This is a genomic window from Kitasatospora sp. NPDC001540, assembly GCF_042894345.1.
GTDB classification, from domain to species: Bacteria; Actinomycetota; Actinomycetes; order Streptomycetales; family Streptomycetaceae; genus Kitasatospora; species Kitasatospora phosalacinea_C.
Window position 1 is genome coordinate 117,170 of the sequence record NZ_JBIAVO010000019.1, and the last position, 13,859, is coordinate 131,028.

Sequence of the window (13,859 nt, forward strand, 5' to 3'; positions counted from 1 at the left end):
GGTCCTGCCGGGCGGGGGCCGGGGTCAGGTCTCCGGCTGCTCGTCCTGGTCGATCCAGCCCATGGTGCGCTCCACGGCCTTCAACCAGTTGCGGTGCTCGCGCTCGCGCGTGTCGGCGGCCATCTTCGGCGTCCACTCGGCGGCCCGGTGCCAGTTGGCCCGCAGCGTCTCCAGGCCGTCCCAGAAGCCGACCGCCAGGCCCGCCGCGTAGGCCGCGCCCAGCGCGGTGGTCTCCGCGACGTAGGGGCGCTCCACCGGGACGTCCAGCACGTCGGCGATGTTCTGCATCAGCAGGTTGTTCGAGGTCATGCCGCCGTCGACCTTCAGCGCGGTCAGCGTCACGCCGGAGTCCTTCTCCATCGCGTCCACCACCTCGCGGGTCTGCCAGGCCGTCGCCTCCAGCACCGCCCGGGCCAGGTGCCCCTTGGTGACGTACCTGGTCAGCCCGGTGATCACGCCGCGCGCGTCGGAGCGCCAGTACGGGGCGAACAGGCCGGAGAACGCGGGCACCACGTACGCGCCGCCGTTGTCCTCGACGGTGCCCGCCAGGGTCTCGATCTCGGCCGCGGTCGAGATGATCCCGAGCTGGTCGCGCAGCCACTGCACCAGCGAGCCGGTCACCGCGATCGACCCCTCCAGGGCGTACACCGGCGGCCGGTCGCCGATCCGGAAGCCGACCGTGGTGAGCAGGCCGTGGTACGAGTGGACGATCTTCTCGCCGGTGTTCAGCAGCAGGAAGGTGCCGGTGCCGTACGTCGACTTGGCCTCGCCCGCGGCGAAGCAGGTCTGGCCGAACAGCGCCGCCTGCTGGTCGCCCAGCGCCGCCGCGACCGGCACGCCCGCCAGGTCGCCGACCGCCTCGCCGTACACCTCGGCGGAGGAGCGGATCTCCGGCAGCATCGCCAGCGGGACGCCGATCGACTCGGCGATCCGCTCGTCCCACCGCAGGGTGTGCAGGTTCATCAGCAGGGTGCGGGAGGCGTTGGTGACGTCGGTGACGTGCCGGCCGCCGTCCACGCCGCCGGTCAGGTTCCAGATCAGCCAGCTGTCCATCGTCCCGAACAGCACGTCCCCGGCCTCGGCGCGTTCGCGCAGGCCCTCGACGTGGTCCAGCAGCCAGCGGATCTTCGGCCCGGCGAAGTAGCTGGCCAGCGGCAGGCCGGTCTCCCGGCGGAAGCGGTCCTGGCCGACGTTGCGGCCCAGTTCGCGGCAGAGCGCCTCGGTGCGGGTGTCCTGCCAGACGATCGCGTTGTGCACCGGGACGCCGGTGTGCCGGTCCCACAGCACCGTGGTCTCGCGCTGGTTGGTGATGCCCACCGCCCGGACGTCCGCCGCGGTCAGCCCGGCCCGCTCCAGCGCGCCGCGCACCACCGAGCGCACCCTGGTCCAGATCTCCGCCGCGTCGTGCTCCACCCAGCCGGGCTGCGGGAAGACCTGCGAGTGCTCCTGCTGCTCGACGGCGACGATCCGGCCGTCCGCGTCGAACAGGATGCACCGGCTGGACGTGGTGCCCTGGTCGATCGCGGCGATGTGACTGGCGGTCATGCGGTTCCTCGGCTCATGGGCGGCAACGGGGCGGGGGTGACCATTCGTCAGTCCCCGTACGCGCAGGTCCGGCAAACCCGGCGGGGCGGTTCGCCCGGGCCGACCGGACGCCGTTCGACAATGTCGAACGACCTTCGGAAGCCAACCGCAGCCGGACGCCCCCCGTCAAGGCGGTGTGACGCACCCCGCTCGCGACCGCGGGTCTCAGAACCGGTGCGCGCCCAGGTCCCGGGAGATCGCCCGGGCCGCCGTCCGCACCGAGGCCACCAGCGCGGGCCGCACCGCGCCGTCCGGACCGCACACCGTCTCCACCGCGCCCGACACGCACACCGCGCCCACCGGGTTGCGCCGCCGGTCCCGGATCAGCGCCGCCACCGAGGCCACGCCCTCCCAGGTCTCCTCCACCGCGTCCGCCCAGCCCCGCTCGCGCACCAGCGCGCACTGCGCGTCCAGCGCGGCCGGCTCGGTCACCGTCCGGGCCGTGAACGCCTCCCACGGGCCGTCGCCCAACTCGCCGCGCGCCACCGGGTCGTACGCCAGCAGCACCTTGCCCAGCGCGGTCGCGTGCAGCGGCTGCATCGACCCGACCTCCAGCACCTGCCGCGAGTCGTCCGGCCGGAACACGTGGTGCACCACCAGCACCCCCCGCTGGTGCAGCACCCCCAGGTACACCGTCTCCCCGGCCGCCCGCGCCAGGTCGTCCGCCCACACCAGCGCCCGGGCCCGCAACTCGTGCACGTCCAGGTAGCTCTGGCCCAGCCGCAGCAGCTCCGCGCCCAACTGGTACTTGCCGCTCTCCGGGTCCTGCTCGACGAAGCCCTCCTGCTGCAGCGTCCGCAGGATCCCGTGCGCGGTGCCCTTCGCCAGCCCCAGCCCCGCCGCCACCTCCGACAGGCCCAGCCGGCGCTCCCCGCCCGCCAGCAGACGCAGGATCGCGGCCGCCCGCGACAGCGACTGGATCGCACCGGGCACCCGCCCACCTCCACCGAACACCGGTCGACCATGCCGACCACGACACCGAGAACGGGACGGAGCGCCCTCGAAGACCGTACTACCCGGCCGCCCCGTCCCGCCCTTCCGTCCCCCGGGCCGCGCCGACTACGCCCGGCAGCGCAGCATCACCAGCGGCGGGTTCGCCGCCAGGTCCGCCCAGAACTCCGCGCCGAACGCCGCCAGCCCCTCCGCCGACACCTCCAGCGGCACCCACTCCAGGTCACGGAACCCGGCCGCCCGCAGGCAGGACTCGTACACCGCGCGCGAGGGCGGGTTCGCCAGGAAAGAGATCGGCGGCTCCAGCAGCGCCGTCACCCGCACCCGCGGACCCACCTCCGAATCCCCGCCCGCCCGCTCGCAGCGGAAGCCGTACTTGTCCAGCGGCGGCCCGTCGAACCGGAAGTCCGGGTGCTGCCCGAACACGAAGAACCCGCCGCCCGGCACCAGGCTCCGGTGGATCCGGCGGCACATCCGCTCCACCGTCGCCACGTCCGGCGCGTAGTTGAACGCCTGCACCGCCACCGCCAGGTCGAACGGCTCCTCGAACGCGCGCAGCTCCGCGACGTCCCCGACCTCGTACGCCACCCCCAGCGGCTCGCGCTCCTCCGCCGCCAGCGCCGCGTCCACCATCGCCGAGGAGATGTCCACCCCCAGCACCCGGGAGGCGCCGCGACGCTTCAACTCCCGGCTGTAGAAGCCCGTCCCGGACGCCAGGTCCAGCACCGACCGGCCCCGCACGTCCCCCACCAGGCCCAGGATCCCCGGCACCTCCCCGTACCGCGCCAGCGGCAGGGTCTTGAACCCCTCGAACGACTCGCCGATCCCGTCGTACAGCTGGCCACCCATCAGGCAGCTCCCCTCGCTCCGTGGCGTCGGCCCCCGGCCGCGGCCCCTGCCGGAATCCTCCCGGCGACCGGCCCGCGCACCGTACTGGCCGATGCCACGAACCGGGGAACGCGGCGACCCGACGGGAGCGGACGATCCGCCGAGCCCCCGCGGTGGCCTCCCCGCCCGCGACGGCCGGGCGGCCGGGGCGCGGCGGCTCTCCGGACGGACCGGGTGCCGGGCCCGGGCGGGTTCTGCGTCCGCTCCCGTCCTCCCGTCTCCGGTGGGTCCTGTTCGCCTGCGGCGGTCGGGCGGGACACCGGTCGTGGTCGCGTTCCCCGCCCGTTTCCGCTCGCCCGTTTCCGCTCGCCCGTTTCCGCTCGCCCGTTTCCGCTCGCCCGTTTCCGCTCGCCCGTTTCCGCTCGCCCGCTTCCGCTCGCCCGCTTCCGCTCGCCCGCTTCCGCTCGCCCGCTTCCGCTCGCCCGCTTCCGGACCCTGCCCGTCAGCCTCTCCGGCCTCCGCCCGTTCGCCGCTGTCCGCCCTCCGTCCCCGTCGGGTCAGGCGCCGGCGGGCTCCGCCACCCAGCCCGCGACCAGGACCAGGCCGGTCGGTCGGTGCACGGCCAGGAAGGCGAAGGGGCGGTCGAAGCGGGCCGTCGCCCGCCGGGCCCGGAAGCGTCGCGGGGCGGCCACCGCCCCGCGGGTCATCACCACCGCGGTGACCGCGCCCGCCTCGAAGCCCTTCGCCGAGAACTCCGCCACCGCGACCTGCCGGGCCTGGGCGACCGCCAGCGGGGCGCTCCGGCTGATGCCCGGGAAGTGGCTGCCCGGCCCGGCGGCCGCGCCCAGGCCGAACAGCCCCGCCCGCGCCAGCAGGTCGTGCTCCGCCCGCACCCGGAAGGCCACCGTCTCCAGCATGCCGAGGCCCTGCGGGGACGGCGCGTCCACCGACTCCAGCGCCAGTCCCGGCCAGGCCTCCCCGTCCGGCAGGCCCTCCACCGGCGTCCGCCGGGCCGCGCCCGACAGCAGTTCGAACCCGGCCGCCACCACGGTGCCCGGCCCGGCCGCCTCCGCACCCAGCACCAGGTGCACGTCCACCTCGCCGTCGCCCGCCACCCGGACCTCCGTCACCGGGCCCGTCGAGGTCCCCGCCACCGCGATCCGGTCGAACAGCTCGGGGCCGGACACCGTCAGCTTCGCGAACTCCCGCCCCGCCCAAGGCCCTTCCGACACCGGGAAGCGGCCCGGCCGGAACGGCTCCGCCCACGCGGTGCGCACCGTCAGCGCCGAGGCCAGCACCAGCAGCGCCCCGGACGGCTCCACCGGCATCCGCTCGATCAGGCCGCCGGTCCGCTCCCGCGCCCAACTGTCCAGCGCCGCCCGGTCCTTCGCCGCGTCGCCGGTCAACCTCCCCCACAGCGAGGCGTCCAGCCGGTCCAGCCAGCCGGGCTCCACCACGACCTCGTCCGCCGTCCACAGCCCGAGCGCCGCCGTGCAGCCCGGCACCTCCCGCACCCGGGACAGCAACTCCCGGACCAGCCGGGGGGCCTGCTCGGCCGAGACGCCCAACGCCCCGGCCAGCTCCGCCCGGGCCGGACCGTCCGCGCCCGCCGCCAGCACCGCCAGCAGCGGCCACACCCCCGGCGCCGCCCACACCTGACCGGTGGCGAAGTCCAACTCCCGCCCCCAGCAAGCCCCGAGGGCGTTCACCCGCTCGACCGCACCCGCACCCGCCATGAACCCGCTCCTTCCCCGACCCGCCGTCCCCACCAGCAGTACCAGAGCGGCCGGACGGCGCCCCGGCGGTCCACCGGCCTACCGGCCGACCGCCGCCGCGAGTTCCGCGATCGCGGCCGGACCGACCCGGCAGCAGCCGCCCACCAGCCGGGCCCCGGCCGCCACCCAGCCCGCCGCCAGCGCGGGGTCGAACGCGGCCGGGCCGGTCCAGTCCCGGGCCGTCGCGTCCCAGCCCTCGCCGCTGTTCGGGTACGCCACCGCGGGCAGGCCCGTCACCTCCGCCGCCAGCGCCACCGCCGCGTCCACCTCCTGCGGCGCACAGCAGTTGACGCCCACCGCCACCACCTCCGGCACCTCCGAGACCAGCGCGAACACCTCCGCCAGCGGCTCCCCGCCCCTGGTCAGCCCGCCCGCGGCGCTGAACGAGAACCACACCGGCACCCCCAACCCCCGTACGCAGTCCGCCAGTACGGCCGCCTCCAGCAGGTCCGGCACGGTCTCCACCGCCAGCACGTCCGGTCCCGCGGCCGCCAGCACCTCCAGCCGCGGACGGTGGAACTCCGCCAACTCCGAGGCCGAGAGACCGTAGTGGCCCCGGTACTCGGAGCCGTCCGCCAGCACCGCCCCGTACGGGCCCACCGACGCCGCCACCCAGCGCGGACGGCCGTCGCCCAGTTCCGCCGAGACCTCCTCGGCCGCCTGCCGCGCCACCTCCACGCTCAGCGCCAGCAGCCGGTCGGTCTTCGCGGCGTCCACCCCGCGGGTGGCGAAACCCGTCCGGCTCGCCTGGTAGCTGGCCGTGGTCGCCACCCGGGCGCCCGCCTCGAAGTACGCCCGGTGCGCGGCCACCAGCTGTCGCGGCTCGTCCAGCAGCAGCCGGGCCGACCACAGCGCGTCCGACAAGTCGCAGCCCTGGTCGGCCAGTTGGTTGGACAGGCCACCGTCGAGCAGCACCGGCCCGGCCGCCATCGCCGCCACCAGCGCCGCACCGGAAGGGGAACCGCCGAAGTCCGTCACCATCCCTCCAGCCTGCACCCGCCACCCGCCCCCGGCGAACCGACGCGCCCCGCGACGCGCCTCGCGACGCGCCCCGGAGAGATGTCGGAGCGACTCAGAGCGTCTCGGCCGCCACCGAACGCGAGGTGACCGCGATCCGGTTGTAGGTGTTCACCACGGTCGCCGCCCACGCCACGAACGCCGTCTCCGCCTCGGACAGCACCCCCAGGGCGGCCCGCCGGGCCCGGGCGCCCTCGGCCCGGTCGGTGAGCCGGGTGACCGCCTCAGCCAGGGCGAGCGCGGCCCGCTCCCGGGGCGTGAACAGCTCGGACTCCCGCCACACCACCAACTGGGCCAGCCGCTCGTCCCGTTCGCCCGCCTTCCGGGCGCTCGCGGTGTGCAGGCCCACGCAGTACGTGCAGCCGTTCAGCTGCGAGCAGCGCAGCCGCACCAGTTCCAGCAGCAGCGGCTCCAGCCCGGCCGCCGCCGCGCCCTCCTCCACCGCCGCGTGCAGGGCGTGCACGGCGGCGAAGGCCTGCGGGCCCAGCTCGGTCATCGGCAGCGCAGGCAGCGGGGGAAGAGCGGCGGGCAGCGAAAGCGTCTCGGTCATCCTTCGAGCGTAGGAGCAGGCGGCGGCCCGGAGGGGGCGGAACGGGGCCGGGTCACCCACTCGGGAGGCCGCTTCCGAAACAGTTGACGGTGTCCCCAAATCGGGGCAGGTGGAAGCCGGTTCAAGGCCCGCCGAGCCGACCGGGCGTCAACGAATCGCGAACGTCACCCGGTTGGCTGCACGTGTGCGATCCGTCGCTGAGCGTGCCGGTAGTGTGACGTTCCGTTGCCGCACCGATTGTGTGACGGCCCCATCGAAGGCACCGCGGGCTCCACCCGCCGACCCCGTCCCCGGGGTGGCCGCCGCCCGCACCGGACCGAACACTGGAGACATTCGCGATGACCACTTCCGTGCAGCTCGACCGTGCCCAGAAGCGCTTCGACCTCTGGGACGTGAACGGCGACGGCCAGATCGACCGCTCCGACTGGGACGCCGAGGCCAAGCGCATCCTGCAGGCCTTCGGCGAGGCCCCCACCTCCCCGGCGGCCCGCCAGCTGACCGACGCCTACCTCGGCATGTGGAACTTCTTCGCCGACAAGGCGGGCATCGACGAGCAGACCGGTGCGCTCACCCCCGAGCAGTTCAACCACATCGCCGAGGAGCACATCCTGGAGAACGGCGGCGCCGGCTTCGGCCGCGTCGTCAAGCCGACCATCCAGGCCATGGTCGAGCTGGTCGACGTGGACGGCGACGGCCAGGTCAACCCGGCCGAGTTCAAGTCCTGGCTGGACGCGATCGGCGTCGACGGCGTCGAGCCGGCCGAGGCGTTCCGCCAGATCGACGCCAACGGCGACGGCCAGCTGTCCGTCGAGGAGCTGGTCCAGGCCGTGCGCGCCTACCACCTCGGCGAGATCGACGTCCCGCTGCTCGGCCGCTGAGCGCCGCCCGGCGCCGCTGACGGGCGCTGACGGCCGACGGGCCCGGAACGGGGAGGCGCCTCCCCGCTCCGGGCCCGTCGGCCGTCCTGCCGCGCCCGCTCGGTCCGCGTCGCGCCCGCTCAGTCCTCGACGGGGACGAACCGCACCGGCAGCTCCGGCCGCAGGTCCAGCTTCTCGCCGGTCAGCAGGTGGTCGGCCGCGATCAGCACGTTGTAGTGGTTCGGGAAGTGGCAGGCGTCGAAGCCCAGCACGGTGCCGACCCGGTGCTCGCCGACGAACACCTCGTCGCCCCGGTCCAGCACCCCGGCCGCCGCGATCTCCGCGAAGCCCAGGAACCCGACCCGGTCGATCCGCGCCCCGGGAGCGGTGTCCCGCTGGTCGGTGGTCACCAACTCGTGCACCTCGCCCGCCCGTACGCACCGGCTGGCGAACGGCTCCAGGCTCATGCCGCGCTCGGTCCGGCTGTGCAGCAGCACCTTCACCAGCGTGCCGGTGACCGTCCGCTTCGGCCCGTTCTCCCGTACGGGGTTCATCCCAGCGCCCCGGCCTCGGCGCGGTAGGCGGCCTCGACCACCCGCAGCGCGTCCACCCCGTCCGGGCCCCGCTCCGGGCCGCCCGCGCCCCCGCTCCCGCCCCTGTCGCGCAGCAACCCGGCGAACTCGCCGAGGATGCCCTCGTACTCGTGCCACAGCGACTGCTTGAAGCCCTGGTGCCCGGCCAGCAGGTCCGCCCGCAGCACCGTCCCGTCCGCTAACTCCACGGCCACGTCCTTGAGTTCGCCCGGGTACGACCAGTCCAGCTCGATCCGGCCGCGCACCCCGTCGCGGCCCGCCAGTTCCAGCGCCGCGTACCGGTCCACGCCGGTCGCGTCGCGCACCACCTGCGCGTCGGTCAGCTCCATCGGGCCCGCCAGCAGCCGCACCAGGTCGTACGCGTTCGGGCCGTTGTCGGCGACGCAGCCGCCGCCGCACCGCTCCGGGTCCAGGTACCAGCGGTCCCGGCCGACGTGCTCCTCGATCAGCTCGAAGTAGCGCACCGTCACCGACCGTACCGGCAGCGGCTGCCCGGCGAGCGCGGCGCACAGCTCCCGCACCGCCGTGTTGTACCGCCGGTGGAAGGCGGTGAACAGCGGCACCCGCCGTTCGGCCGCCAGCCCCGCCAACTCGGCGCCCTCGGCGGCCCGCAGCGCCAGCGGCTTCTCCACGCACACCGGTAGGCCCGCCCGCAGCGCGTCCCGGCAGATCGCCAGGTGCAGGTCGTTCGGGACGGTCACCACCACGGCGTCCAGCCCGCCCGCGGCCAGCAGCTCCCGGTGGTCCGTGAAGCGCGCCACCCGGTCGTCGAACGGCTCCAGCAGCGAGCCGTCCCGGTCGCAGACCGCCGCCAGCCGCACCCCGGGCAGCCGCTCCAACGCGGCCAGGTAGAACCGCGAGATCACCCCGAGCCCGACCACCCCGAACCGCAGCCCGCTCACCGCCCGACCTCCGCCCCGGCAACCGGCGCTGGCGCCGGCACCGGTGTCGACGTCGGCGCCGACACCGGTCGGACCCCGAACCGGTCCGCCACCGAAGCCAGTTCGGCCAGCAGCGACGCGGCCACCGGCACTCCGTCGCGGTGCGCCTCGGCGGTGCGCCGGGCCTCGTGCCAGCCCGGGTACGCCACCGGTCCCGAACTCCCGTCCGCGGGCGGGCAGTCCAGCACCGTCCGGAACAGGGTCCGGGCGTCCAGGGCGACCTGGTCGGCATCCCGCAGGGTGGCCGGGGCGATCGCCAGCGCGAACACGCCGATGTCGTCGTCCCGCCCGGACGGCCGCCCGTCGCCCTCCAGCGCGGCCGGTTCCGGCCCCAGGCCCGCGCCCGGCAGCAGCGCCGCCAGCACCTCCACCATCAGCCCCAGCCCGAAGCCCTTGAACTCGCCGCCCGCGCCCGCCCCGAGCCACAGCAGGTGCGCCTCGCCCCGGTCGAACGCGCCCGGATCGGTCACCGGCCGCCCGTCCGGCCCGGCCAGCCACCCCTCCGGGATCGCCCGTCCGGCCCGCTCCGCCGCCCGCACCCGGCCGGTCGGCACCGCCGTGGTGCTCATGTCCAGGACGTACGGCGGCAGTTCGCCCGCCGGGGCGGCCACGCTCCACGGGTTCGTCCCCAGCAGCGCCACCGCGCCGCCCGGCGGCCGGGCGATCCGCTGGCGGCCGCAGTTCGAGGCCAGCAGCCCGATCATCCCGCGCCCGGTGACCCGCGCCGAGTGGTGGCCCGCGCACCCGAAGTGGGTGGCCCGGCGCACCGACACCAGCCCGATCCCGTGCCGCTCGGCCCGCTCGGCCGCCAGCTCCATCGCGGCCCCGGCCTGCCACAGCCCGAGCGCCCCGGCCGCGTCCACCAGCACCGCCGCCCCCCGGTCGGCCAGCACCACCGGCTCCGCCCGCGGATCGGCCCGGCCCTCGGCCAGCAGCGGCAGGTAGAGCCGGGTCAGGTTGGCCAGCCCGTGCGAGTCCATCCCGGCGGCGTCGCCGTAGCACAGCGCCTCCGCCGCGGCCCGGGCCCGCTCGGGCGGCAACTGGCAGGCCACGAACACCTCGGTGGCGAAACGGATCAGGTCGGCGTACGGGACGCGGACGGTGCCGGTGGCACTGGGCGCGGACGCCACGGTGGTCACGGGGAACAACCTCCATGCAGAGCAGGGGACTTCGTCGATTGGAAGGGCAACGGAAGGGTCAGGGGCGGTGGCGGGCGAAGGCCACCAGCAGCCGGGCCACCGCCGAGGCGAAGCCGTCGAGCTGCTGCGCCTCGGCGAACTCGCCCGCCGCGTGGGCCCGGTTGGCGCCCAGGTCGCCCGGGCCGAGCACCACGGTGAACGCGTCGTCCGGCAGCCCGGCCGTCCAGATCGCGTCGCAGGTGAACGCCGGTTCGGCGTCCGGCACCCGGGCGATCCCGGCCCGCCGGGTGAGCAGGTCCTCCAGCTCGGGGTGCCGGTTGTCGAGGACGGGCAGGCCGCGCTTGGGCCAGTCGAGCCGGGTGATCCGCGCGCAGTCGGCGGCGGTCCGGGCGAACTCCGGCAGCCCGGCGAAGGCGTGGCGGAACGCGTCCAGGCCGGAGCGGACCGCGGCCTCCACCGCCGCCTCCGCGCGGCGGCCCGAACCCGCGTCCCGGTAGGGGAGGTTGAGCAGCAGCTCGCCGCTCCCGTAGACCCGGTTGTGCAGCGGTCCGGTGCCCATCCCGGCCACGCAGACCGGGTCGCGCGGACCGGCGGCGGCGCCCAACTCCCTCGCCAGGTGCTGGGCGAGGAAGCCGAGCAGCACCGTCGCGTTGTGGCCCGCGCCCGGGCAGTCGTCGATCGCGTCCTCGCCGCGCACCCGCAGCCGGGCGGTGGCGGCGGCGGTGGCCCGCGGCAGGTAGCGCAGGCCGGTCGGCTCGCAGAACACGTTCAGCGCGCCCACGTACCCGGCCTCGACCAGCGGGCGGGTGCCGAACACGCCCATCGCACCGCCCTCCTCGCCGGAGACCGCCTGCACCAGCACCGCGACCTCCCGCCCGACCCGGGGCTCCGCCGCCACCGCCGCCCGCACCCCGGCCAGCAGCGCCACCGCCGGGCCCTTGGCGTCGATCGCGCCCCGCCCGGTGAACCGCCGCCCGTCGAAGCCCACCGGCTCGAGCCCGGCCACGGTGTCCAGGTGCACGTTGAACATCACCGTCGCCGCCCGGGGGAGTTCCGGACCCAGCCGCAGCACCAGGCTCGGCTGGCAGGCCAGGAACCCGGGCGTCCCCGCCACCGCGCTCCGTACGGTCAACGGCACGTCCGGGCGGTCGAGTTCGGCCGCCGTCGGCGCGCCGCGGTGCAGTTCGACCAGCCCGAGGCCCGCCGCCGCCCGCGCGTACCGCTCCAGTGCCTCGGGCAGCAGCGGCGGCGGCGCGTCCGGGCCGGTCTCCAGCGGACCGGCGGTGGGCAGGCGCAGCAGGTCGAGCAGCAACTCCCGTTCGTCCGGCCGCAGTCCGGCCGGGAGCGAGTCGGGTGCCGGAGCTTCCGCCAGCGTTTCACCGGGCACCGGACACCACACCCTCCCGCTGCCGGTCCGTCGGCCGGTCCGTCAGCCGGTCCGTCGATCGGGGCGCCGGATCGTCCCGGACCAGGCCGCCCGGGACGAGCCGCCAGCCGGGGGAGTGCGGCAGCACCTCGCGTTCGACCAGGGCGGTCAACGCCCGTCCGGCGGCGACGAATCCGCTCTCGGTGCGGCCGTCGGCGGCCAGGCCCTCGTGCGGCCGGGTGGCCAGGTGCGGCTCCAGCGACCACACGCCCTGCCAGCCGCGGGCGGTCAACAGCCGCAGGGTGTCGGCGAGTCGGGCGCTCCCGGCGCCGGGCGGCACGTACCGGGTGTCCTCGCCGCCGCCGACCGCGTCCTTGACGTGCAGGTGTTCGACGTGGTCGACCGTCCGGCGCAGCAGTTCGAAGGCGTCGTAGCCGTAGGGGACGCCGTTGCCGGTGTCGTGCAGCAGGCGCAGGGCGGGGTGGTCCACCGAGGCCATCAGGTCGAGCGTGTTGTCGATCGAACTCCCGGCCCAGCCCTGGCAGTTCTCGTGCAGCAGGACCAGGCCGCCGCGGTGCGCGCGGTCCGCGAGGCGGCGCATCCGCCGCAGCACCCGCAGGCGCCACTCGGGTTCCGGCAGGCCGGTGCGGTTGGGGTAGGACATCACCCGGACCAGGCCGGTGCCGAGCAGGGCGGCGCGGGCGCCGAGCGCGTCGAGTTCCCGGTCGTCCACCGCGGGGTCGTCGGTGACGTCGGAGGCCCAGTTGCCGATCCGGGCGGCGATGCCGCAGACCCGGATCCCGTGCTGCCGCAGGGCGGTGGCGGCCTCCTCGACCCGGGGGAGCGGCAGGTCGGCGATCCAGGCGCCGTCCACCGTCCGCAACTCCAGTTCGTTCCAGCCGAGTTGCTGCAGCGCGTCGATCTGCCCGGCCAGGTCGGGCGCGGCCTCGTCGCCGATGCCGCCGAACCGGACGGCGCTCACCGGCCCACCGCCGCGCGCACCGCACCGCCAGGGGCGCCGTCCCGAGCCGTGCCGTCCCGTACCGCGTCGTCCGCCGCCATCGCCTTGGCGCGGTCGAGCAGGCGCACCACCTGGGTGTTGACCGCCAGGTCGGGGTGCGGCCCGCGCCCGGTGCCGTCCGCCGCGTAGTACCGGTAGGTGTGCTCCAGGAAGCCGCCGAGCGCGTCGTCGTGCAGCAGTTCGGTGCTCTCGCCGTCGCGGTCGATGACGGTCAGCCGGGCGTACGCGTCGGCCTCGCTGCCGGGGAAGTGCCCGATCAGGGTGCCGTGCGCGAGCTCCAGGGTGACCCGCCGCTCGCGCACCGGCGAGGTGAGGTCGGAGCGGATCCTGGTCCACGTCCCGCTGTCGTGCTGGAGGTTGAGCCAGGCGGTGCCGAGCCGGGGGAGCACCCGCCCGCCGACCACCATGTCGGTGCCGCCCGCGCCGGTCACCTCGCCGGGCCCGGCGAGGGCGAGGCACAGGCCCAGCGAGTGCGGCAGTTCGACGTCGAACGCGGTGGGGTGCCCGTCCCCGGCCAGCGAGCGGGAGAACCGCGGCTTGCGCTGGACGACGTGGATGGTGCGCAGCGGCCCGTACGCGTCCTGGGCGAGCAGCGCGCGCAGCCGATCGGTGAGGCGGCTGCCCAGCCACTGGGCGACCACCACCAGGTCGATCCCGTACCGGTCGCGCAGCGCGAGCAACTCGTCCAGACCGCGGCTGTCGGCGGCCACCGGCTTCTCCAGCAGCACCCGTCGGTAGCCGAGCCGGCCGAGCGCGTCCAGGGCGGCGGCCCGCGCGGTGGGCGGGGTGCACAGGTGGACGACGGTGCGGTCCGGGTCGAGCAGCCGGGGCGCCTCGGCGAGGGTGGCCGGGCGCAGGTCGGGGGCGGCCTCCGGCCGGTGGTGCGGGTCGACGGCGAGCAGCGGTCCGGCGGCGAACAGGTGCGCCGTGCCGGGGTCGGCGCGCAGGCGGCGCAGCACCGGGAGGTGGAGGCCGTGCCCGGCCCGTCCCATTCCGACGAGTAAGGTCCCGAGTCCGTTCGACATGGCGAGACGTCATTCCTTCCGCGTCGCGGTATTGCTTCCCCCGGTATTCAAGCAGTACTTCGACGGCGGACCGATCGGGCGTCAAATCGCTTTTCCGACGGGCCATTCGAAGGGGTGAAACAGTTGCGGTGCCGAGGTGGGCGGGGTGCGGTGGGCCTAGATTCGAGTGCAGGGCTTTTCCGCCCGCCTAATCCATACAATCCGATGAGAGT

The 13,859-nt window shown here is 75.6% G+C and carries 13 protein-coding genes; 1 reads left to right on the forward strand and 12 read right to left on the reverse strand.

Translation table 11 applies throughout. From position 1 onward, the window contains the following. Nucleotides 1-24: 24 nt before the first annotated feature. From glpK to ACFY00_RS22565, 6 genes are all read right to left on the reverse strand, one after another. Entirely contained in the window at nt 25-1,545 is a 1,521-nt protein-coding gene (gene glpK / locus ACFY00_RS22540; RefSeq protein WP_388033245.1) for a glycerol kinase GlpK, read from the reverse strand. A gap of 204 nt (nt 1,546-1,749) precedes the next feature. Beyond that, complete coding sequence (locus ACFY00_RS22545; RefSeq protein ID WP_388033246.1) at nt 1,750-2,517, reverse strand: IclR family transcriptional regulator; 768 nt, start codon at nt 2,515-2,517, stop codon at nt 1,750-1,752. 126 nt (nt 2,518-2,643) lie between these two features. Further along, nucleotides 2,644-3,384 carry a class I SAM-dependent methyltransferase gene (locus ACFY00_RS22550; protein ID WP_388033247.1) on the reverse strand — a complete coding sequence of 247 codons (741 nt, stop codon included), beginning with the start codon at nt 3,382-3,384 and terminating at the stop codon, nt 2,644-2,646. A gap of 536 nt (nt 3,385-3,920) precedes the next feature. Beyond that, nucleotides 3,921-5,099 carry a serpin family protein gene (locus tag ACFY00_RS22555; RefSeq protein WP_388033248.1) on the reverse strand — a complete coding sequence of 393 codons (1,179 nt, stop codon included), beginning with the start codon at nt 5,097-5,099 and terminating at the stop codon, nt 3,921-3,923. Nucleotides 5,100-5,177: 78 nt separating this feature from the next. Beyond that, the gene (mmuM, locus tag ACFY00_RS22560) at nt 5,178-6,119 is read right to left on the reverse strand and encodes a homocysteine S-methyltransferase (protein WP_388033249.1); all 942 of its coding nucleotides are present in this window, start codon (nt 6,117-6,119) and stop codon (nt 5,178-5,180) included. Nucleotides 6,120-6,210: 91 nt separating this feature from the next. Beyond that, nucleotides 6,211-6,705, reverse strand: a complete 495-nt coding sequence (locus tag ACFY00_RS22565; RefSeq protein WP_388033250.1) for a carboxymuconolactone decarboxylase family protein — start codon at nt 6,703-6,705, stop codon at nt 6,211-6,213. Between the two features lie 338 nt (nt 6,706-7,043). On the opposite strand from ACFY00_RS22565, the gene ACFY00_RS22570 reads away from it, so the two are divergent. Next, complete coding sequence (locus ACFY00_RS22570) at nt 7,044-7,583, forward strand: EF-hand domain-containing protein (RefSeq protein ID WP_388033251.1); 540 nt, start codon at nt 7,044-7,046, stop codon at nt 7,581-7,583. A 119-nt stretch (nt 7,584-7,702) separates the two neighbouring features. Here the strand turns inward: ACFY00_RS22570 and ACFY00_RS22575 are convergent, their stop codons facing one another. The 6 genes from ACFY00_RS22575 to ACFY00_RS22600 are packed head-to-tail and all read right to left on the reverse strand — an operon-like array spanning nt 7,703 to nt 13,614. Further along, nucleotides 7,703-8,116, reverse strand: coding sequence for a DUF6917 domain-containing protein (locus ACFY00_RS22575; RefSeq protein ID WP_388033252.1), 414 nt, complete (start codon nt 8,114-8,116; stop codon nt 7,703-7,705). Then, nucleotides 8,113-9,057 (reverse strand): Gfo/Idh/MocA family protein, encoded by a 945-nt coding sequence (locus ACFY00_RS22580; RefSeq protein WP_388033253.1) that lies wholly within the window; start codon nt 9,055-9,057, stop codon nt 8,113-8,115. Before ACFY00_RS22580 ends, ACFY00_RS22575 begins: the two co-directional genes overlap by 4 nt. Then, nucleotides 9,054-10,235, reverse strand: coding sequence for an Ldh family oxidoreductase (locus tag ACFY00_RS22585; RefSeq protein ID WP_388033254.1), 1,182 nt, complete (start codon nt 10,233-10,235; stop codon nt 9,054-9,056). The genes ACFY00_RS22580 and ACFY00_RS22585 overlap by 4 nt, the downstream gene beginning before the upstream one ends. Nucleotides 10,236-10,293: 58 nt before the next feature. Next, on the reverse strand, nt 10,294-11,622 hold the full coding sequence (locus tag ACFY00_RS22590) for a M20/M25/M40 family metallo-hydrolase (RefSeq protein WP_388033255.1): 1,329 nt from the start codon (nt 11,620-11,622) through the stop codon (nt 10,294-10,296). Then, a complete protein-coding gene (locus ACFY00_RS22595; RefSeq protein WP_388033256.1) occupies nt 11,612-12,583 on the reverse strand; it encodes a sugar phosphate isomerase/epimerase family protein in 972 nt (323 codons plus the stop codon). The genes ACFY00_RS22590 and ACFY00_RS22595 overlap by 11 nt, the downstream gene beginning before the upstream one ends. Beyond that, complete coding sequence (locus ACFY00_RS22600) at nt 12,580-13,614, reverse strand: hypothetical protein (RefSeq protein WP_388033257.1); 1,035 nt, start codon at nt 13,612-13,614, stop codon at nt 12,580-12,582. Before ACFY00_RS22600 ends, ACFY00_RS22595 begins: the two co-directional genes overlap by 4 nt. Nucleotides 13,615-13,859 lie beyond the last annotated feature (245 nt).